We start from the raw sequence: 20,238 nt of genomic DNA, 5'->3' as shown, positions 1-20,238 counted from the left end.
ACCTCGCACGCACCAGATCCGAGGGACACCCAGCGATGAGATTCCGAACGCGCGAACTGTTTCTGGCAGGGGCACTGACCGTCAGCACGGTGGGCCTGGCCGTGCCCGCCTCCGCCGCCTCGCCGGTGGCGGACCTCCGGACCGATGCCGCCACGCCTCCCGGGAAGCCTGAGCTCTTCCTGGCCAACATCGACGATGACGCCGGCGTCTGCAAGGCCCGTTCCAAGGAGCTCCTGGTCGATGCCGCCGGTCGGGAGCAGGCCGACAACGAGAGCTTCCGGGTGCAGGAGGCGGCGCTGCGTGAGGAGGCCAAGGACCCCGCCAAGAAGGAGGCGGCGGAGCGGAAGTACGCCGCGCTGAGGCGGACCCATCGGCTGGCGCAGTATCAGGCCGACCGTGACATGGCCGGGTGCAACGACGCCGCTGACACGGTGGTCAACGGCGCCCAGGACGAGGCGGATCTGGCCCGGCTCCATACGGCCCCCTGGGCCGCTGCACCCGCCTCCGCGACGGGGCGCGTCACCGTGCCAGGCGCCGGGGCCGACCACGTCCGCCTGTTCGTCAAGCGCCCCAAGAGTGCGGCGCCCCGCGGCTGGGAAGTCGTCGGCCCCGACACGAAGCTGAGCGCCGCCGAGCTGCGCGCCGGAGTCGAGCTGGGCATCGAAGGGCGTGACATCGTCCGGGACTCCGCCGTATGGGCAGGCCGCGTCACCGTACGACTGGACGTCACCGCGAACGGCGTGACCTCCTCTCGCACCGTTGCCCTCGAACAGGCACCCGTTCTCACCCAGCTCAACACGCAGCGTCTGCAGGAGGCGCTCGCCTCAGACGACCAGGACCCGGAGACCGGCAAGCCCTTCACCGACGCCCTCGCCGCCGCCGTGAAGGCGAACGGCGTCGCCACTCCGCTGCGCAGGGTGGACACCGGCGGCGACCAGTGGATGCAGGACCTCTTCGAGCCGGGCTACGCCTCCATCCCCGGCCCCGGCGGCAAACCGCACGGGATGCGGGTGCTGATCCCCTCCGTCAACGAGAACCGGCACGCCGCCTCCCGTGTCGTGTTCACCGAACTCGCCGGGCCCGATGTGGCCGCTGTGCACATCGCGCACGTGCCGACCCCGGACGAGGACTCGACCTACGACTCGATGGGCAACCTGGAGACGGTCCCCGCGTACCCGGGGTACCCGGCGGGGCGCATCGTCATCGGGGGCGATCCCGCGGACGGGAAGAAGGGCCCCGCCGCGGAGATGCTCACCTTCCTGCGCTCGCAGAACATGCAGAAACCCCTGTCGCTCGACACGTCATGGCTGTCGGTCGGCCACATCGACGAGTTCGTCCAGTTCCTGCCCGCGCCGGGGAGCCGCCTCGGCTGGCGCGCGGTCGTCGCCGACCCGCGAAGCGGCATGAGGATTCTCCAGGACGCGAAGAAGGCCGGGTACGGAGGCCAGATCATGCACGGCGGGCTGCCGGCGCTGGACTGGCGCTATACCGACCACGTCGACCAGCGCAGCATCAGCGAGTTCCTCGCCGACCCGCAGTTCCTTCACGTCAACGACCGCAGCGCGAAGAGGATCGACGCGAACGTCGCCGTGCTGAAACGCGAGGTGGGTCTGACCGACGCCGACATCGTGCGGGTCCCCGCCTTGTTCACCGCCCGCACGATGGACTACCTGATGCTCCAGAGCGAGATCAGAAGCATGAAGCCGGGCCCGGACAGGGACGCGGCCGAGGCCCGGCTCCGCGCCATGGACCAGGCGGTCGCGTTGATCCCCGGCACGGTCAACGGCCTGGTGCTGAACAACGGGGAATATGTCGCGCCGAAGCCCTTCGGTCCGCTGATCGGCGGGAAGGACGTGTTCACCGAGGCCATCGACAAGGCCTTCGCCACCACCGGCTACACGGTCCGCTACGTCGACGACCTGCTCTCCACGCATGTGTCCGAAGGAGAGATCCATTGCGCGACCAACACCCTGCGCGCGGTCTTTTCCACCGACCAGCGGTGGTGGCCGCACTCCGCATGACCGACCGCGGATAACACTCCGCCCAGGAAGCCCGGGAAGCAGCGCCACGTCCGCTCCGGTGCGGCGACGGTCGTCCGGCCCGAGGTTCGGAACGACGTCGCTGCACCGGCGCGGGCAGGACGCAACGCATCGCCCGAACCGTGGCGGGTGCGCTACCACCAGGACACAGCGCCCTACTGTCGTCGACATGACGGAACCAGTGGCAGCGACGCACCCGCACGAGAGCGACCTGGGCGCGACACGCCTGATCGCGCTGTCGGACGGTATCTATGCCATCGCGATGACCCTGCTCGTCATCAACGTGGCGATCCCCGCGCATCTGGGGGACGCCGCGTTCCATAAGGCGCTCGGCGATGCGCTTCCCAACGTCGGTGCCTTCGCCCTCAGCTTCAGCCTCATCGCCGGATTCTGGCGTGACCACCGCCGCATCCTCACCGCGCTGCCCACCGAGACGGTCGTGATCACCCGCCTGGTCCTCCTCGGCCTCGGCCTGGTCGCCCTGCTGCCCTTCCCCACCGCGCTCCTGGCCGAGTACGCGTCTCAGCCCGAAACCGTCGCCCTCTACGCGGGCACTCTGGCCGCGATCCACGCGGTGCACGCAACCTTGCTGCTGCTCACACAACGCCAAGTGCACCCCTCCGCCGCATCATCCGCGGCCGCGGCCCGCCGAGGCTTCACCGCCCAACTCGGCTCCAGCGTGCTGATCTTCGGCCTCTCCGTTCCCTTGGCCTTCGTCAACACGGCAGCAGCCATGTGGTTCTGGATCACGCTCATCCCCGCCCACTACATCCTCGGCCACTACCACCGCAGACGCCCCGAACGGTGAATCACCCGGTCCGGCTTGTCGGTCCCGTCGTCGCGTGATGTGCTTTCATGCTTCGGTGAATCGACAGGGTGTTCCTATGGCCGGTGAACCTTCGACCTGCCGCATTCGGCAGCGCGAGGCGTCTGATCTCGATGACTGTGTCGAGGTGCTCGCCGAGGTCCATTCCGGTGACGGCTATCCGGCGAACTGGCCCGACCGTCCCGGCGAGTGGCTGATGCAGCCTGCACTGCTGGCTGCCTGGGTGGCGGAACTGGACGGGCGCGTAGTCGGTCACATCGGTCTGTCCCGCAGCGGGGCGGGAGATGCGGCACCTGGCCTGTGGAGCCGCCGCGAGGGTGTGTACGTCGAGGACACCGCTGTGATCAGCCGGTTGTTCGTCTCGCCTTCCGCTCGTGGCCACGGGATCGGCGCACTGCTGATGGAGCGGGCCGTGCAGGACGCCCACGAGCGTGCCCTGCATCCGATCCTCGACGTCCTGGCCTCCGACACGTCGGCCGCAGCCTTGTACGAACGCCTGGGCTGGAGCTTGCTGGCCACCGTCGATCAGCAGTGGAGTCCGACCCAGACGGTGACGGTCCATTGCTATGCCGCACCTGCGTGACCAATCGGACCACGCCACAGCCTTTCATTGCGCCCGGCACTGGATCCTGTCCCGGGGTCAGCGGTGGCGTCGGCCAGGACGAACAGGCGGTAGTCCTCGTCGGCCGCCTGCCGGAGCGTCGTCAGCACCACGCCGCTGATGTGCAGCGGCGAGTACGAGGGCGGCGGCGAGCGGGGCCGGTCCAGGTGCGGCAGCGCCGAGAGGAAGATCATCAAGGCGGCGAGCGAGCCGCCGAAGCCCAGCATGTCGAGCCAGTCGACGCGGGAGGCGAGAGCGCGCGGCGAGCCGGGACGCACGGGGTCGGCGTCCCGTGGGATCCCGGTCAGCACCAGGATCAGAGTGACGGCCGCGACCGGAATGTTGATCCAGAAGGCACTCCGCCAGCCCGCCCAGGCGACCAGCAGCCCGCCAAGGGCGGGACCGACCGCGACGGTGGCGGCGCCGGTGATCAACAGTCCGCCGAGCACCCCCGTGGTGGGGCCTCGTGCCCGGCCTGTTCGGCGCGGCGGCGTATCAGCAGCATCGCCGCCGGATTTCCCGCCGAGGTGCCCGCACCGATCAGCACCCGTGCCACGATCAGCGCGGTCAGCGAGTGGGCCGACGATCCGACGACCCCGGCCGTGAACTTCAGCACGATGCCTGCGACGAAGACCCGCCGGGGCCCGAACTCCTCGGCGAGGCGCCCGGCGGCGGGCTGGGCCGGCGCGCTGGTGAGGTAGAGGCAGGAGATCAGGATCGCGGTGTCCCCGACGGGAAGGTGGGCACGACGCGCTGTCAACCACCCATTGGAAGGAGACACGCCGCAAGATGATCGTTCCTGCAGCCCTGACCGCCTAATCTGCAGGCGGATCGCTCAGCGGTCGCCGATGCGGCTGCCCAGCGGCTGGTCCCATGTTCTGTAGCGGAGGTAGTTGTCCTGTGTCGCCCCACGTCAATCCCACTGTCGGAAGACGCCGACTGGGATCGGAGTTTCGCGCGCTTCGAAAGAGCAGGGGTTTGACAGCCCAGCAAGTGGCAAAGCAGTTACTGGTCTCGCAAGCAAAGATCAGCCTTCTGGAGAATGGCCGCCGCAGAGTCAACTCACGTGATGTCCGCGATCTCTGCGAGGTGTACGGGGTTCAGGATCCGCAGGTTGTCGATGCTCTGATGCGGATGGCCGAGGAATCCGGTCAAGTAGGCTGGTGGAAGGAGTACGGCGATATCCCGCACAGCGTCTACATCGACCTCGAAACCGACGCCGTGGCCATCCGCTGTTACCAATCCATGGTGATTCCCGAACTGCTGCAAACTCCGGCCTACGCCCGGGCCGTTATTGCAGGAACGATCCCGCACGCCACGGCAGAACAGATCGACACATGGGTTCACGTTCGGTTGCGCCGTCAGTGGCGGGTCGACGAGCTGGACCGCCCGTTGCGCCTGTGGGTCGTGCAGGACGAGTCGGCCCTGCGGCGCGTCGTGGGCGGTTCCGAGGTCATGAGGGAGCAGTTGGAGCGACTGCTCGACCTCGGTGGTCGCCCGCACATCACCGTGCAGGTCATCCCGCACCAGTTGGGAGCGCATCCTGGCATGGCGGGGCAGTTCTCGATCATCGAGTTCGCGGATGACTCGGACCGGAGCGTTGTGTACCTGGAAGGGTTGACCAGCGATCTCTACCTGGAGAAACCCCTCGACGTGCAGCGCTACGCCGTCATCCATGAGAGTTTGCAGGCCAGGGCGCTGGACCCGGTAGCTTCCGGGCAGCTCATCACTGATGTCATCAAGTCGTACATCGGAGCGGAGTTCGGAGACTCCGCACATCAGGATGTCCCGCCACCGCCCTGAGGCTCAGCGGCGAAGAAGCTGACGATCGACACCTTTTGCATCCCGCCCGTGGTGTCCCATTGCGTCCATGCCTGCCGAAGGCACCTGCTCGCGCCGGCGGCGCGCGGCGGAATCGATGACGATCCGCCGCGCGCCGCCCGGACCACTCGCCCGTACGGACGACCGCTCCGAGAACTCAACGCTCCGCTGGATGCGGGATCAGCCGCAACTTAGCTGATCTGCAGGGCGAGTGGGCATCACCTGCCCGGCCCGGCCTCGGTGCTATGCGTAGTCGCTGTGCTGATCTTCGTGATCGGCGCCGTAGCCGCCGTGCACGTCGTGCGGCCGGCCCTGGTCATCGTGACCCTGAGGCTGGTCACCGTAGCCATGGCCACCGGTCTCGCCGCCGTTGACACCACCCGGATAGCCGCCGGTCTCGCCGCCGTTGTCACCACCGGGATAGCCGCCGGTCTCTCCGCCGTTGTTCCCTCCGTTGTCACCACCCGGATAGCCGCCAGTGGTGCCTGCCGTGGGACTCCCGGTGGTACCCGCCGTGGGGCTACCGGTGGTGCCCACCGAGGCGCTGCCCGTGGTACCGGCGATGAGACCGCCGGGAGTGCCGCCGATGACACCACCGGTCAGGACGCCGCCGAGCAGACCGCCGTTGGTGCCACCCGTGGTCACCCCGGCGATCAGGCCGCCCGAGGTGGTTCCGCCGGTTGCGGTGCCGCCAGTACTCGTGCCGGCGATCACGCCGGTACCACCGGTGATCACGCCACCCGCGGTGCCGGCCGCACACGTGGCCCGGGTGATCTTGTTGGTGTCCAGCGTCACCGAGCCGTTGCGCGCCAGCGCCCGGCCGTCGATGCTCGCACCCGTGGTCACACTGATCGACGTCAGCGCCATGATGGTGCCCACGAAGGTGGAGTTGGTGCCGATGGTGGCCGAACTTCCGACCTGCCAGAACACATTGCACGGTGCGGCACCATTGACGAGGAGCACGCGGCTGGCGGACGCCGTCGTCAGACCGGAGCCGACCTGGAAAACCCAGACGGCGTTCGGGTCGCCCTGGGCGTCCAGGGTCAGGGTGCCGGTCAGGTGGAGCGTGGAGGAAGCGGTGTAGACGCCCGGGACCAGCCTCAGGCCGCCGGCGTCCGGGGGAAGGGCACCGTTGGTGGCCTGACCGGCGGCGTTGTTGTAGGCCGCGACCAGGTCGCTCTTGGCTTGGAGCGCCACCCCGTCATGGGAGTGCTGAACTCCGTTCACCAGGCCGGGCGGAAAACCGGTGATCGACGTACCCGGATCCACTCCGAGGTCTCCGGTGATCACCGAAGGACCGGTGTTGGTGACCGACTCACCGGACAACACCGCGAAGCTGTCCGCCGTCGCCAGCGGTACGGGTGTGGCGATGGCCTGGGCCGGGCTCGACGTCATGGCGACCATCAGTGCGGCCATGACCGCCGCGACCAGCGCCGCGATCCAGGCCGAAAGGGTACGTGCATTGGGCACTACAGGGGCATTCAGGGTCATCGAGGGGCCAACTCCTGTGTGGGGGTAGTGGCGCAATCGGTGCTTCTTCGACAAACAGAGGCGCCGACTTCTGTCACCGGCATATTACGGAGTCACGTAATCCGGAATGCGGCGCATTCGGGTGATCGAGGAATGCCACCCATTTGCGACCGTGCGCTGCGATAAGCGCACGATCTCCTTCCATGAACGGGGTAATTTTATCAGCGGATATATGAGCGCAGGAAACGAGTTGGCCGCCATCCCGCCGGGGCAGATGACGCTGTCGGACGGGCGGAGCGCGGCCCATTGCTACGTGAGTAGCCGGCTTCATGGGGCCGGTCGGGCCCTTGGCAGGGCCCTGCGGCCCCTCCCCCAGCGGATTCACGGCCTGCACGCTGGAACGGAGCCGGTCCGCCGGCCACCGGCGACCTCGGTGTCGGATACGCGCTACCGCGCCATACCGACTTCCACTTTGCGCGGTTCGAGGGCCACGGTGTGGCTGGATCGCACGGGACGGCAGGTCCCGGCGCCCGTGGCTGGCGAAGAGCTCATGTCGATGACGTTGGTCGGTGGTGCGCTGGGCGCCGGCTGCGCGGCATTCGCGATCGTCATGGTGCGCGGACTGGTCCGCCGGGGTGCCGATCGGCGGCGCATGACGGAATGGGAAAGGGCCTGGGCGTTGACCGCTCCCGAGTGGGGCCGACGTCCGGTGTGACGACGAACCGCACCTCGAACCTGAGCACCGCAGAGCGCGGCGTGAACGTCACCGAGCGGCTGAACGGGCCCTCGAAATAGGGACGTTCGGCCCGGATCGCCGGGACTGCGGACCCCTGCGGTCCCGGATCCCGGGACAGCATATTGAGACCGGAAGCGCACCCCGCACTCCCCCGCACACAGACCGCGCCCGGCCCAGCCGGGCCGGTCGCCCTCACCCCCAGGAGATCGACCATGCCGCAGCAGACCCCGGAACTTGCCCGACGCGTGGTCGTCGGAGTCGACGGATCGGAGTGCTCCAAGTCGGCGCTGAAATGGGCGATGACCTACGCACGGCTGACCGACGCAACCGTTGAGGCGATCACCACATGGCAGAACCCCGACACCTACGTCTACAGCTATGGCTGGGCGCCCGGAGTGATCGACATCAGTGAGATCCCGGCCAGCGTCCGCAAGAACCTCGACGCAGCCATCGCCGACGTGGCCGGACAGGTCGACCGGCCCGTCGAGGTACTCGCCCGAGTGGTGCAGGGGCATCCGGCAGAGGTGCTCCTGGAGGCCGCGGCCGGAGCGCAGCTGCTGACCGTGGGCAGCCGGGGGCACGGCACCTTCGCCGGCATCCTCCTCGGCTCGGTCAGCCGGCACTGTGTCCAGCACGCACCGTGCCCGGTCGTCGTCGTTCCTGAGTGAGGTGTCCGCCGACCACCGTTATGACAGACGCTCAAGGAGTCCGCCGCTCCAGCCTGCGAGACGGCGGTACCCAGCCCGTTCGAGTGCCGGATCCCGCCTTCAGCCGAGGGAGCGCCGCCGGTTCAGCCGGATCCCCCTTCGCCCCGCCCCAGGGCGGCCGCGTGGTCGGATACGTAGGTCTGGAGATCGCGTGGCGGCCGCTCGTAGCCGGTGGACGGCGGGCGCTGGGGCAGTTCCAGCGTCGGCCGCGTCACCTCGCGGTACGGGATCGCCGACAGCAGATCGTTGATCATGTTGATCCGCGCGCTGCGCTTGTCGTCACTGGCGACGACGTTCCAGGGCGCCTCGGGGATGTCGGTGTGCACGAACATCTCGTCCTTGGCCCGCGAATACGCCTCCCACCGGGTGACGGACTCCAGGTCCATCGGTGACAACTTCCAGCGCCGGGTGGGATCTTCGAGCCGGGCACGGAAGCGCTCCTCCTGCACGGCGTCGCTCACCGAGAACCAGTACTTGCGCAGCAGGATGCCGTCCTCGACCAGCATCCGCTCGAAGATCGGGCACTGGTGCAGGAAGCGTCCGTACTCCTCCTTGGTGCAGAACCCCATGACGTGCTCGACCCCCGCGCGGTTGTACCAGCTGCGGTCGAACAGCACGATCTCCCCGGCGGCGGGCAGCTGCTCGACATAGCGCTGGAAGTACCACTGGGTGCGCTCGCGCTCGGTCGGCGCGGGGAGCGCGGCGATCCGGGCGACCCGCGGATTGAGGCGCTCGGTGACGCGCTTGATGGTGCTGCCCTTGCCGGCCGCGTCACGTCCCTCGAAGACCACGACCAGCCGGACGCCCTCGGCACGCACCCACTCCTGCAGCTTGACCAGTTCCGTCTGCAGCCTGAGCAGCTCGCTCTCGTACAGCCGCCGCGGCAGCCGCTCCTGACGTGGGGCACTCGTTCGGGACTTCTTGCCGGATGCCACGGCGGCCTCCATCAGAGAGCGGGTACTGGGGGTCCACGCTATGGCTTTTCCGCGATGCGGGCCGGTTGGACCCCGGTACCGGGTCCGAGTGGCCCAAGCGGCCGGCACTGGTGCCGGGCCAGGCTGTACCTGAGGGGCTGCGGGGCGGGCACCGGCCCCACCGGCCGGCCTACGGCCGGGTCCCCGGCGGGAAGCCCGCAGACAGCAGCAGACGGCCGCAGAAGCCGCAAGAAGCATTCGGTGAAGGGAACGGCCATGAAGGCATTCGTTTTCCACGGCCCGGGGCAGTCCGCGTGGCACGACGTTCCCGACCCGGGGATCCAGGACGCCGCCGATGTGATCGTCCGTGTCGATGCCGTCACCATCTGCGGTACGGATCTGCACATCCTCAAGGGCGACGTACCGGATGTCCTGCCCGGCACGATCCTCGGCCACGAGGCCGTCGGTGAGGTCGTCGAGGTCGGCAGCGGGGTACGTACGGTCCGGCCCGGCGACCGGGTCCTGGTCTCCTGCATCTCGGCCTGCGGACTCTGCCGGTTCTGCCGGGAGGGCGCGTACGGGCAGTGCCTCGGCGGCGGTGGCTGGATCCTCGGCCACACCGTCGACGGCACGCAGGCCGAGTACGTCCGCGTACCGTTCGCCGACCTGTCGTTGCACCCGCTGCCCGCCACGGTGAACAGCCAGGATGCCGTGCTGCTGGCCGACATCTATCCCACCGCGTACGAGGTCGGCGTGCTGAACGGGCGGGTGGGTCCGGGCGACACCGTCGTCGTGGTCGGCGTAGGCCCCATCGGACTTGCCGCGATCGCCACGGCTCAGCTGTTCTCGCCGGGCAGGACCATCGCCGTCGACCTCGTGCCGGCCCGTTTGGAAGCCGCCAAACGTATGGGCGCCGACACAGTGGTCAGCGCCGCGGAGGACCCCGAACAGCTGGTCGCGGACCTCACCGACTGCCTGGGGGCCGATGTGGTCATCGAAGCCGTGGGCGTGCCCGCCAGCTTCGAGATGTGCACCCGCATGGTACGCCCAGGAGGGCGGGTGGCCAACGTCGGGGTGCACGGCAAGCCCGCGACACTCCATCTGGAATCCCTGTGGAGCAAGAACCTGACGATCCGCACCGGACTGGTCGACACGTACTCCACCCCCGCCCTGCTACGGATGATGACCGCCGGACGGCTGCCCACATCGTCCCTCGTGACGCACGACTTCCCGCTCCACCGCATGGAGGAGGCGTACGACGTCTTCTCCCGGGCCGCCGACACCGGCGCTCTGAAGGTCGTACTCAGCAGCGGACCCACGAAGGACCGGACATGACCGCTGCCAATGTCGTCGTCGGCGTCGACGGCTCCGTCGTCGCGATGCGGGCACTCGACAAGGCCTCCGCGGAGGCGGACCGGCGCGCCACCGGTCTGGAGATCGTCTATGCCGTGCCCGGCTTCGACGAGGCCGGACCGGTTCTCGCATCGGCCGTGACCCGGGCACGCCACCGCTACCCGGCGCTCGCGGTGAGCACTACGGCAGTGGTCGGCGACGCGGCCGAGGCCATCGTGAGCCGTGGCCGGGACGCCGCCCTCACCGTCGTCGGCACCCGTGATCTGCCCGGGTTCGCCGGGAGGCTGCTCGGGTCGGTCAGTCTGCGGGTGGCGGCTCGCACCCAGAGCCCGCTCCTGGTCGTCCGCGGCGACCACACCGCGTGGCACGACAGTTCAGGACCCGGCGGTGACGTCCTGCTCGGCCTGGAGGACGACACCGACACCGACACCGCCGGGTACGCCTTCGCCGAGGCGGCCCGGCGCGCGGCGCCGCTACGGGTCGTGCATGCCTGGACCTACCGGCACCTGCCGCCCGTCGGATACGCCCCGGTACCCACCAGCCACCTTCAGGAGGACATCGTCCGGCGGGCGCGAACGGAGGAGGCGGTACCCGGCCACGTCGTGACACCCCTGCGGGAGACGTATCCGCAGGTTCCCGTGCAGACGCGCACCGTAAGGTCCGGCGCCACACACGCCCTGCTGGAAGCCACCTGCGGAGCGGCCGTCATCGTGGTCACCGCGCACCGCAGACCGGGCCTGCTGGGACTTCAACTCGGCCCGGTCGCCACCGCATTGCTGCACCACTCCCACTGCCCGGTCCTGCTCGTCCCCGAGACACCACAAGGCTCGTTGCCCGTCTCCCCGCGCGATTGAGCCGGGGCCGCTGAGCGGGGCATCGACGGAAAGGGCCGGCCCGCAGGCCGGCCCTTTCCGTCCGTCGGACGCTGTACCCCTCGGATGGGATCCCACGGAGCCGTGTGCGCGGTGGTGCACCGGACCGGCCCCGTGCCGGAGAGGCTAGAAATCGCCGTCGGCCAGCCACAGGTCGGGGCCGAAGACCTCGTAGTGGATGTTCCGGGCCGCCACACCGGCGCGGAGCAGCTGGCCGCGTATCACGCGCATGAACGGTAGCGGTCCGCACAGGTAGACACTCGCGTCGGACGGGACGTCCACGCCGTCCAGGTCCATCAGACCGGCCCGGGCCCCGGGTGCCTGCACCGGATCCGGGCGCTCGTACCAGACCAGTGCGCGGGCCTGCGGCAGGCTCTCGACGCAACGGTGGAGATCGTCCCGTAGCGGATGGTCGGCGGGCGAGCGGTCGGCATGCAGTACCAGGACGGGGCGGGTCGCACCGGCAGCGCAGAGGTGTTCGAGCATGCTCATCAGGGGTGTGGTGCCGATGCCCGCGGAGACCAGTACGACCGGACGGTCGGATTCCTCCAGCACCACCTCCCCGAAGGGTGCCGAGCAGGTGAGTTCATCGCCGGCGACGACCGTGGAGTACAGGAGGTTGGACATCTCCCCGTCCGGGGCACCCGGCTCCTGAACCCGCTTCACGGTGATCCGGCGCGACTCGCCGCCGGGGGCACCGGACAGGCTGTACTGGCGTAGTTGGCGTACACCGTCGGGCATGGTCATCCGCACGCTGACGTACTGACCGGGCAGGGCCTCCGGGGCGGCGGCGCCGTCGGCGGGACGTATCAGGAACGACACGGTGTCCGGGGTCTCCTCGCGGCGCTCCACGACAAGCCACTGCCGCCAGCTGCCGCCGGGTTCGACCCCCGCGCCCTGGTACAGGCGCGTCTCACGGACGATCAGTGCACCGGCCATCAACCAGTACACCTCGTCCCAGGCCGCGACCACCTCCGGGGTCACGGCCTCGCCCAGCACCTCCGCGATCGCGGCGAACAGGTACTTGTGGACGATCGTGTACTGGTCGTCCGTGACACCGACCGCGGCGTGCTTGTGTGCGATGCGGTTCAGCAGAACATCCGGCCGGGCGTCCGGATCGGCGAGCAGCGCGCCGGCGAAGGCCGCTATCGATCCGGCAAGGGCCCGGCGCTGGGCTCCGCTGGCCTGGTTGCCCCGGTTGAACATCCCGTCCAGGAGTTCCGGCCGCTCGCTGAACATGGCGCTGTAGAAGCGGGTGGTGATCTCGTCCAACGCGCCGCCGACCGCGGGCAGGGTGGCGCGTACCAGTACTGCGGACTCGGCAGAGAGCACCGTGACCTCCTGAGGTCGTTGGGGCACGGCAACGAGCCGGGCCCGGGGAGCAACAGACCCGTGTATAGCAGCCAGAGATCATGCCTTTTACGGCCGAATCGGACACTCGAACCAGACTGGGGACCCTTGACCGGCCAGATCGGGACCATGGTCCGGAGAGACCTCAAGGCGACAAGGACCCAACGGCCCTCCGGAAGAGCCCATCCGGCCCTCGCGGATCGCACTCGGCGTCGGGCCGGCCATTCGCCAGGATGAGCCGCATCGCCGCGAAGAACCGGACCGCCCACCGGAAGAGCAAACACTTCCCGTGGGCGGTCGGTCCGTCAGTCAGGATGTCGGCCGCTGAGAGGCGACCGACCCACTAGCGGACGAGGCCCCACGCCTGCCCGTTGTTGAAGTCGGCTGCGCAGGTCCACAGAGTGAGCCACGTGCCGTTCGCCAGCGAACCGCCCTTGTTGGTCAGGCACTTCCCGCCGGTGACGGTCCACGTGCGCTCGTTGGTCCCGTTGAACCTCTGCGGGTTGTTGAGCGAGTTGAAGTCACAGGTCCAGAGGGTGAGCACGGCGCCGTTGGTGCCCGAGGCGTTGCCGCGCGGCGTCAGACACTTGCCGCTCACATCGTGAACGATGAAGCCTTCCACCCAGTGCCAGTTCTGCAGGTTGCTGCCCGTGCACGACCAGGTGGTGATGACAGCGCCGTTGGACGTGCTGTTGCCCTCGGGAGTTGCACAGTTCCCGAGGTTGTACAGCCGGTCACCGGCGGCGTTGGCGGTACCGGTGGCGAGAACGCCACAGCCCAGCACGGTGAGCAGCGCGAGCAGCACTGCGGAAGCCTTGCGAATCACGTTCTGTTCCTTAATCGTCTTCTCCGGCCCGACGGCCGGCATGGTGTCCCGTTCTGTGACGCCGCCGCCGGGAGCAGATGCGGGTCTGGACGTCCGCCACCGGCATGCGTGTCTGTTTTTGGGCGCACGAGAGTCCGGCCCGCGAACCATGACGTTCGGGACCGCTGGCCCTGTGGAGTACCCCCTGGACGAGCGCGTATTTCGGGCTGACTCGCCATACGCACGCGTCGTTCACCGGAACTTTACATGGCCTCAAGCCAGGTGTTGATCTTGAGGGTCGGTCGCATCTCGGATGCGGCTGGTTCAACGCCGGGCGTAGGGCCGGGTCATGATCTCCATGTTGTGGCCGGCCGGGTCGGCGAAGTACGCACCGCGGCCGCCGAAGAGGCGGTTGATACGGCCTGGATCGGTGTGGTCGGGGTTGGCGTAGTAGGTGACCGCGATCGCCTTCAGGCGAGCGATCATGGCGTCGAACTGATCGTCGGGCACGAGGAACGCGTAGTGCTGCGACTGGATCGGTTCGTCGCGCTTTTCGTAGTAGTCGAGCGTCACGCCGTTGCCGAGGTCGACGGGAAGGAACGGCCCCAGCGGGGCACTGACCTTCAGGCCCAGGATCTCGGCGATGAACTCGGCCGACAACTGCCGGTCCGTGGCATACACGGCAGTGTGGTTGAGCTGGACGGCTGTGGTGGGTGGCTGCTGCTGGTCGTGCGACATTCTGATAGTGCCTCTCCGAGTCTTGGGTTCCACTGAGATGGGCGCCGCGAGAGGGCGCCGGAAGGGAAGACAAGGAGAGGGCGGCGGGCTTCTTGCCCGCGCGGTGCTCAGGGCGAGGCCGGGGGCCTCACTCGTGTATGGCCCAAGGCCGACCCGGCAGTCACCCGGCCGACCTTAATGCCCCGTCGGAGGCCAAGGCAACGCCCTATAGTGTGTCGTCGACCAAGGGGTAGCAGCCGGCACGCCGCTGGTTTTCCTGAACCCGGCCGGTGCCGCGCGGCGGCTGATTGGACGGACGGAGGGGATCGCGGCATGACCGGCCCCCACACCGATGAGGAGCCCGCCGAGCATCAGCGCTTCGCCCGCTACCTGCAGGCCCTGGAGGCCGTCGCCGAGCCGGACGAGGCCGGCCTGGTGGCCACCGTCCTGCGTGACGAGGACGCGACGACGGCGGACAGCGCGGTGGGCCGCCATCTGGACCGCCGGGCCGCGGACCTGCTGCCCGACCCCCGTTTCACCGCCTGGGCCCAGACCCTGACCGAGGTGATCGCGGACCGCGACTTCCTCGCCTGCCGCCTGCGCGAGTGGACCCTGCTCAGAACCATCGCCCTGGGCAGGCCGTGGGCCGCCGAGGATCTCACCAGGGCGTCCGACTGGTGCCAGCGCATGGCCGCAACCACGCAGATCGCGCCCTCATCCAAGGCCCTCAGCCTGCTGGCCGAACACGGACGGACCCGCCGCGTTCGAAACGCAGCAAAGCTGCAACTGCAGCGCTGGACGCAGCCCGACTGACGTGACCCATCGGTGATGCGGGCCGGAGCTATTCCCTGTGCTGGACCAGCTGATGGGTCTCCCGCGAGACCCTCCCTGTTCCCGTCGGCGGCAGACCGGTGATCGGCCGGACGTACCCGTCGTACACCAGGAACGCCACCACCGGGGTGCCCAGGGACAGGCCGTCCTTCTGTCCGAGCTTCCAGCCGGCGCCCGGAATCACACCGCGCACCTGCGGCTCGTCGTGCCGCTCCACCCGCAGAAAGCCGGGGCGTTCCTTGGCGGACACCAGTCGGCCCTCCTCCTGGTCCAGCACAAGAGCCAGGCCATCCGCACTCCAGCTCTCCACCCGCATCTCCGTCTCGCTCTCGTCCGAGCCGGGCGCTGCGTCCGGGTCGGTGAAGTAGGCCCGGTACTGCACGTCGTTGGTGTCCATCGGACGATCATGCCTCAGCGCGCACGGCAAGCGGGGCTCAGCAGGTCATGGACCTGAGTCTGTCGAGCGCCGTCCACCGGGCCGGCCGGGTGGCGGGCTCCGCACCCATGGATCCGCCGCGCGCCCGTAGTTCGACCACCGTGACCCGGCCGTGCGGCCGCTCGACGGTCCAGGCGTCCTCGACCGGTACTTCCGCGACCATGGCGGGTACCCGATGCGTCACGCCCTCCGCATCGGTGAAGGGGAACTCACGGGTGAAGGACGGCTCAAAGGACCGCTCCCAGTCGGCCTGCAGCGCGACAGTGCTGACGAGGAGGGCGCAGAGTGCGGGATCAGCGCACTCTGCCACTTGGCCGAACAGGCCGTCCGTACCGCGAGTCCGCCGGTGCAGCCCGTGCAGCCCGTGCAGGTCGTCAAGGCCGGGCTGTCCGACCTCGATCGCGTACGACGCCATACGGAACCCCGGCCGTGCCGCAAGCCGGCTCGACATCCTGGCCGAGGCGATGAACGCACCCTCCCGTCCGAGTGCGTGGACCGCGGCACCTTCCGCGTTCCGGGCACCGACCGGGCCGACGACCCCCCGCAGCTCGGTGCGGGTCGTCCCATCGGCGCAGGCCTCCAGGGCCGCCAGCGCCAGCCACACGCCGGCAGGCGAACACATCACGTCAGCCCTGGCACCACGGACCACCGGATCATCGAAGAGCAACTCCAGCCACAACTCGCCCAGGGCCGTGATGGCCCCGGCGGCGCCGGTTTCCGTTCGCACAACAGCCCTCCTGCCGACGGCTCCACAAGGGGCCGACTTCGTGGCATACCAGTGCGTTCCCTGGCGTTCCCGACGAGGTTACGGGCATGGCCGGCCGAGTGCTGAAGTCGGCCCCGTTGCCGTGCGGGACGTCAACTCGACAGCGACGCGCAGTGGCCGTCATCGGTCGCCGACCGATGACGGCCACTGCTCAGGTTGTCACCCGTGCCAGAGCTGGGTCGCACCTCCGTAGCAGTCCCACTGGTTCACGACGGTGCCGTTGCTGTGGCTCCACACGGCGTCCAGACACTTCGCGCTGTCCACGTTCACGACCTCGTATCCGCCGTTCACCAGCCGCAGCGTCCACAGTTGGGTAGCGCCGCCGTAGCAGTCCCACTGCGTCACGGCCGTGCCGTTGCTGTGACTCCACACGGCGTCCAGGCACTTGCCGCTGTCGGTGTTCACGATCTCCTGGCCGTTCCAGCTCCACTGCTGAGTCGCGCCGCCGTAGCAGTCCCACTGCGTCACCGAGGTGCCGTTGCTATGGCTCCACACGGCGTCCAGGCACTTGCCGCTGTCGACGTTGACGAAGTAGCCGCCGGCCACCGCGACGGCCGGGCCGACGAGCTTGACCTGAGCGCCGGCCGGTGCGGCCGCTACGAGACCGCCCCCGATGAGGGAGGCAACGCCGACCGCGAGGGCGGCCATACGCTGGACGTGATTCCACGCCATGATGAAGTGCTCCTTCGCTGATGCCACTGGTGTGGTGGCTACGGGCCGATCCTTGCTGTCCGTAGATCAGGTGATGACTCGGAGAAGCCGGCTTCCGTCTTCGATGCCAAAACTCTCGGATGTTCCGCCCTGGGTCGAGCAGCTTTTCGGACGATCCTGGATGTTCTCGGACAGAGCACCATCGATACCGGAATCACTGTCACGAGCGAACAATTCACGACACCGACCGAGGTCGGGAACGCAGAAAGGGCCCCCGCAGGCTTTCGCCTGCGAAGGCCCTTCGCACCGTCGGGACGCCCCGATATGAACCTACGGCTGCGCGCTGTGCGCGGCGTCGAGCTGGTGGTCCGACCAGATGTAGCTTTCGGGAAGCAGGCCGGTGATGGGGATGGTCCGGAGGCCGTCACTAGTGCCCACGATGACGTCGAGGGCCGGGAAGTAGTCGAGAAGGACCTGGCGGCAGCGGCCGCACGGAGGCACCACTCCGCGGTCGCGGTCTCCCACGGCGACGATGGTGTCCAGCTCGTAGGCGCCCTGCGCGGCCGCGGCACCGATGACGACCAGCTCTGCGCAGGGGCCGCCGGTGAAGTGGTAGGCATTCACCCCAGTGACGATCCGGCCGTCCCGGGCGCGGGCCGCAGCCGCCATGGTGTGGTTGTCGCCCCGGCAGCGTGTGGCCGCGACGTGCGCCGCGGCCTCGATCAGTTCATGGTCGACGCGGTCGGTCTGTGGGGTCATCTTCTCTGCCTTCATGCGGTGTCATGCGGTGTCATACGACGTTGGCCCGGCTGACGATGGCGCGGAGCCGGCATCAGCATTGTGCAGGGCGAAGGCGTGCCCGTCCCCGCGGGCCCCGGGCTACCGGGTGAGGTCGAGGGCGGCCCGGATGATGCTGTCGGTGTCGATTCCGTGGTAGCGGTAGACGTCCTCCAGGGAGCCGGACTGCCCGAAGCGGGTCACGCCCAGGGTGCGTACCGGCACCTGGTGGATCGTGGCGAGGAACGCCAGGGTGTGCGGGTGGCCGTCCAGCACGGTGACCAGAGGGGTCGCACGGGCGCGGGGGAAGGCCTGGTCGAGGATCCAGTCGGCGGACTCCGGGTCCTGTCCGGTACGGGAACCCTGCGCCCGGAAGAGCAGGTCGGGGCTGGTCACGCAGACGACGTCCGCGGCGACACCCTGCGCCGCGAGCCGGTCCGCGGCGGTCAGGGCCTCGGTCACCATCGCGCCCATCGCCGCGATGGTGACCTCCGCGCCCGCGACGCGCCGCATTGGGTAGGCGCCGGCCACCACTTGCCGGCGGCGGCGCTCCCGGGCGGCGGGATCGGTGGGCACCGCGGCCAGCGACTGGTCGACGGACCGGGTGGACAGCCGCAGATACGCCGACTCGCCGTCCGAGCGGCCCAGCTGGGCCAGCGCCGCGAGCAGGGCCCACTCGACGTCGATGGCGAAGGCCGGTTCCCACGTCGTGCAACCGGGCTGTTCGAGGCCCACCGATGGCGTGGTGATCGACTGGTGGGCGCCGCCCTCCGGCGCCAGCGTCACCCCGGACGGCGTGCCGACCAGGATCGACTGGCCGCCGGCGTAGATGCCGAACGACCACGGTTCCAGGGCGCGCTGCACGAAGGGGTCGTAGAGCACGCCGATCGGCAGCAGCGGCCGGCCCCAGCGGCTCCAGGTGGCGCCCAGTTCGCCGAGCAGACCGACCAGGTTCGTCTCCGCGATACCCAGCTCGATGTGCTGGCCGGTCGGCTTCTCCCGCCAGTGCAGGATGGTCTCCGGGTCGTCCGCGAACCAGTCCGTGCGCTCGGCCACCGACCACACGCCGACCTTGTTCACCCAACCGCCCAGGTTGGTGGAGGAGCTGACGTCCGGGCTGACCGTCACCACCCGCGCGGCGGCCTCGGGCGCCTGCCGGGTCAGATCGAGCAGCGCCCGGCCGAGCGCCGCCTGGGTGGTGCCGGAGCCCGTGGGGGTGCGGCCGATGTCGGTGGGCAGCGCGGGCGGCGGCTGGAGCACCGGGGCGTCGCGACGCAGCCGCTCGGCCGTTTCTGCGCACAGCCCCGCCGCCGCGGAGCCGAGCGCGAAGTCCGCCCAGGGTCGGGCGGTATCGCAGCCCAACTGCTCGGCCAGCTGGTCCATCTGCTCCTGGGTGAGCAGTGAGGAGTGGTTCTGGGGGTGGCCCTGGACCGGGAGGCCGTAGCCCTTGACGGTGTACGCCAGGATCACCGTCGGCCGGGTGTCGTCGACCGCGGACAGAGCGGCGTCCAGCATGGCCAGGTCGTGGCCGCCGAGGTTCCGGACGGCCGTGACGAGCTCCTCGTCCGCCAGTTCTGCGAGGAGTTCGGCGATCCCGGCCGCACCCGGTCCCGTACCGGGCAGGCGGCTGCGCAGCTCCAGTGCGGAACAGCGCAGCAGCCGCTGGTACTCGGCGTTCGTCATCGCGTCCAGACGGGCGCGCAGCGCGTCGCCACCGGGCCGGGCGAACAGCTCCTCCAGCGCTCGTCCGTACTTGACCTCCAGGACCTGCCAGCCGGCCGCCGCGAACATCCCGCGCAGTCGGTCCGCGGTGGCCAGCGGCACGACGCGGTCCAGCGACTGGCGGTTGAGATCGACGATCCACACCAGCTCACCGAGTCCGGCCACCGCCGGGTCGAGTACCGCCTCCCACACCGCGCCCTCGTCCAACTCGGCGTCGCCCACCAGCGCGTACTGCCGACCGGCGAATCCGCCGTCGGCCGCGGTCACCCCGCTCTCCGCTTCCGGCCTGGCCGCGTCGCCCGGACCCGTGCGGGTCCCGGCATCCGCGCCGTCCCGGACGTAGCGGCGGGCCAGCGCGCCCCAGATCGTCGCGGTCGCGCCGATGCCCACCGATCCGGTGGAGTAGTCGACCGGGTCGGGGTCCTTGGACCGGCTCGGGTAGCTCTGCAGGCCGCCCAGTTCCCGCAGCGTCGGCAGATACGCCTCCGGCAGCTCGCCGAGCAGGTAGTTGATGGCGTGCAGCACCGGCGAGGCGTGCGGCTTCACCGACACCTGGTCCTGCGGGCGCAGATGGCGGAACCACAGCGAGGTCATGATCGACACCATGGAGGCGCACGACGCCTGGTGGCCGCCGACCTTGAGTCCGGACGGATTGGGACGCACCCGGTTCGCGTGGTGCACGATCGAGCTGGACAGCCAGAGCAGGCGGTCCTCCACCTCGCCCAGCACGCCGTAGGGGTCCGATCCGCTGGATTCGGCACGGTCCCCGAGTGGAGCGGCTGTGGTCATGGCGGGGGGTTCTCCTGGGGTTCTGCCGGGGTTCTGCAGGTCTTCGCCGGTCGGT

20 protein-coding genes are annotated in these 20,238 nt (G+C 69.3%); 8 read left to right on the top strand and 12 right to left on the bottom strand.

The window, feature by feature from the left end; all coding sequences use genetic code 11:
* Positions 1-35 precede the first annotated feature (35 nt).
* The 3 genes from C6N31_RS16865 (at position 36) to C6N31_RS16855 (ending at position 3,448) form a co-directional block, all read left to right on the top strand.
* Positions 36-2,021, top strand: a complete 1,986-nt coding sequence (locus C6N31_RS16865; protein ID WP_138352423.1) for a protein-arginine deiminase family protein — start codon at positions 36-38, stop codon at positions 2,019-2,021.
* Between the two features lie 187 nt (positions 2,022-2,208).
* The gene (locus C6N31_RS16860) at positions 2,209-2,847 is read left to right on the top strand and encodes a TMEM175 family protein (RefSeq protein ID WP_138352422.1); all 639 of its coding nucleotides are present in this window, start codon (positions 2,209-2,211) and stop codon (positions 2,845-2,847) included.
* A gap of 76 nt (positions 2,848-2,923) precedes the next feature.
* The gene (locus C6N31_RS16855) at positions 2,924-3,448 is read left to right on the top strand and encodes a GNAT family N-acetyltransferase (RefSeq protein WP_138352421.1); all 525 of its coding nucleotides are present in this window, start codon (positions 2,924-2,926) and stop codon (positions 3,446-3,448) included.
* Here C6N31_RS16855 and C6N31_RS45185 read toward each other — a convergent pair.
* Both C6N31_RS45185 and C6N31_RS45180 read right to left on the bottom strand, forming a co-directional pair.
* On the bottom strand, positions 3,430-3,915 hold the full coding sequence (locus C6N31_RS45185) for an MFS transporter (protein WP_187144706.1): 486 nt from the start codon (positions 3,913-3,915) through the stop codon (positions 3,430-3,432). The genes C6N31_RS16855 and C6N31_RS45185 overlap by 19 nt on opposite strands.
* A complete protein-coding gene (locus C6N31_RS45180; RefSeq protein ID WP_198357759.1) occupies positions 3,897-4,226 on the bottom strand; it encodes an MFS transporter in 330 nt (109 codons plus the stop codon). Before C6N31_RS45180 ends, C6N31_RS45185 begins: the two co-directional genes overlap by 19 nt.
* 140 nt (positions 4,227-4,366) lie before the next feature.
* Between C6N31_RS45180 and C6N31_RS16840 the strand changes: the two genes are divergently transcribed.
* Complete coding sequence (locus C6N31_RS16840; protein WP_138352419.1) at positions 4,367-5,269, top strand: helix-turn-helix domain-containing protein; 903 nt, start codon at positions 4,367-4,369, stop codon at positions 5,267-5,269.
* A gap of 261 nt (positions 5,270-5,530) precedes the next feature.
* On the opposite strand, the gene C6N31_RS16835 is transcribed toward C6N31_RS16840, so the two are convergent.
* Positions 5,531-6,757, bottom strand: a complete 1,227-nt coding sequence (locus C6N31_RS16835) for an ice-binding family protein (RefSeq protein WP_244808945.1) — start codon at positions 6,755-6,757, stop codon at positions 5,531-5,533.
* Between the two features lie 948 nt (positions 6,758-7,705).
* Here C6N31_RS16835 and C6N31_RS16830 point away from each other — a divergent pair.
* A complete protein-coding gene (locus tag C6N31_RS16830; RefSeq protein WP_138352417.1) occupies positions 7,706-8,161 on the top strand; it encodes a universal stress protein in 456 nt (151 codons plus the stop codon).
* Between the two features lie 122 nt (positions 8,162-8,283).
* Here C6N31_RS16830 and ppk2 read toward each other — a convergent pair whose 3' ends face one another.
* On the bottom strand, positions 8,284-9,135 hold the full coding sequence (gene ppk2 / locus C6N31_RS16825) for a polyphosphate kinase 2 (protein ID WP_244808946.1): 852 nt from the start codon (positions 9,133-9,135) through the stop codon (positions 8,284-8,286).
* Positions 9,136-9,390: 255 nt separating this feature from the next.
* Between ppk2 and C6N31_RS16820 the strand changes: the two genes are divergently transcribed.
* Positions 9,391-10,449, top strand: coding sequence for an alcohol dehydrogenase catalytic domain-containing protein (locus tag C6N31_RS16820; RefSeq protein ID WP_138352415.1), 1,059 nt, complete (start codon positions 9,391-9,393; stop codon positions 10,447-10,449).
* Positions 10,446-11,321 (top strand): universal stress protein, encoded by an 876-nt coding sequence (locus C6N31_RS16815; protein WP_138352414.1) that lies wholly within the window; start codon positions 10,446-10,448, stop codon positions 11,319-11,321. The genes C6N31_RS16820 and C6N31_RS16815 overlap by 4 nt, the downstream gene beginning before the upstream one ends.
* A gap of 144 nt (positions 11,322-11,465) precedes the next feature.
* Here the strand turns inward: C6N31_RS16815 and C6N31_RS16810 are convergent, their stop codons facing one another.
* From C6N31_RS16810 to C6N31_RS16800, 3 genes are all read right to left on the bottom strand, one after another.
* Positions 11,466-12,671, bottom strand: coding sequence for a globin domain-containing protein (locus tag C6N31_RS16810; RefSeq protein WP_138352413.1), 1,206 nt, complete (start codon positions 12,669-12,671; stop codon positions 11,466-11,468).
* 361 nt (positions 12,672-13,032) lie between these two features.
* A complete protein-coding gene (locus C6N31_RS16805; RefSeq protein ID WP_164292350.1) occupies positions 13,033-13,515 on the bottom strand; it encodes an RICIN domain-containing protein in 483 nt (160 codons plus the stop codon).
* Positions 13,516-13,818: 303 nt separating this feature from the next.
* A complete protein-coding gene (locus C6N31_RS16800; RefSeq protein WP_198357758.1) occupies positions 13,819-14,232 on the bottom strand; it encodes a VOC family protein in 414 nt (137 codons plus the stop codon).
* 312 nt (positions 14,233-14,544) lie between these two features.
* Between C6N31_RS16800 and C6N31_RS16795 the strand changes: the two genes are divergently transcribed.
* Positions 14,545-15,024, top strand: a complete 480-nt coding sequence (locus C6N31_RS16795) for a hypothetical protein (protein WP_138352410.1) — start codon at positions 14,545-14,547, stop codon at positions 15,022-15,024.
* Between the two features lie 28 nt (positions 15,025-15,052).
* On the opposite strand, the gene C6N31_RS16790 is transcribed toward C6N31_RS16795, so the two are convergent.
* From C6N31_RS16790 to C6N31_RS16770, 5 genes are all read right to left on the bottom strand, one after another.
* Complete coding sequence (locus C6N31_RS16790) at positions 15,053-15,439, bottom strand: hypothetical protein (protein ID WP_138352409.1); 387 nt, start codon at positions 15,437-15,439, stop codon at positions 15,053-15,055.
* A 37-nt stretch (positions 15,440-15,476) separates the two neighbouring features.
* A complete protein-coding gene (locus tag C6N31_RS45570; protein WP_198357757.1) occupies positions 15,477-16,205 on the bottom strand; it encodes a serpin family protein in 729 nt (242 codons plus the stop codon).
* Positions 16,206-16,403: 198 nt separating this feature from the next.
* On the bottom strand, positions 16,404-16,916 hold the full coding sequence (locus C6N31_RS16780) for an RICIN domain-containing protein (protein ID WP_198357756.1): 513 nt from the start codon (positions 16,914-16,916) through the stop codon (positions 16,404-16,406).
* Positions 16,917-17,225: 309 nt separating this feature from the next.
* Positions 17,226-17,654, bottom strand: a complete 429-nt coding sequence (locus C6N31_RS16775) for a cytidine/deoxycytidylate deaminase family protein (protein WP_164292353.1) — start codon at positions 17,652-17,654, stop codon at positions 17,226-17,228.
* 120 nt (positions 17,655-17,774) lie between these two features.
* Complete coding sequence (locus tag C6N31_RS16770; RefSeq protein ID WP_198357755.1) at positions 17,775-20,183, bottom strand: thiamine pyrophosphate-binding protein; 2,409 nt, start codon at positions 20,181-20,183, stop codon at positions 17,775-17,777.
* Positions 20,184-20,238: the final 55 nt, after the last annotated feature.

Origin of the sequence: Streptomyces fildesensis (genome assembly GCF_016107395.1) — a bacterium.
GTDB lineage: Bacteria > Actinomycetota > Actinomycetes > Streptomycetales > Streptomycetaceae > Actinacidiphila > Actinacidiphila fildesensis.
Note: the sequence above shows the minus strand (reverse complement) of the source record. Positions and strands in the feature narration are given on the sequence as shown.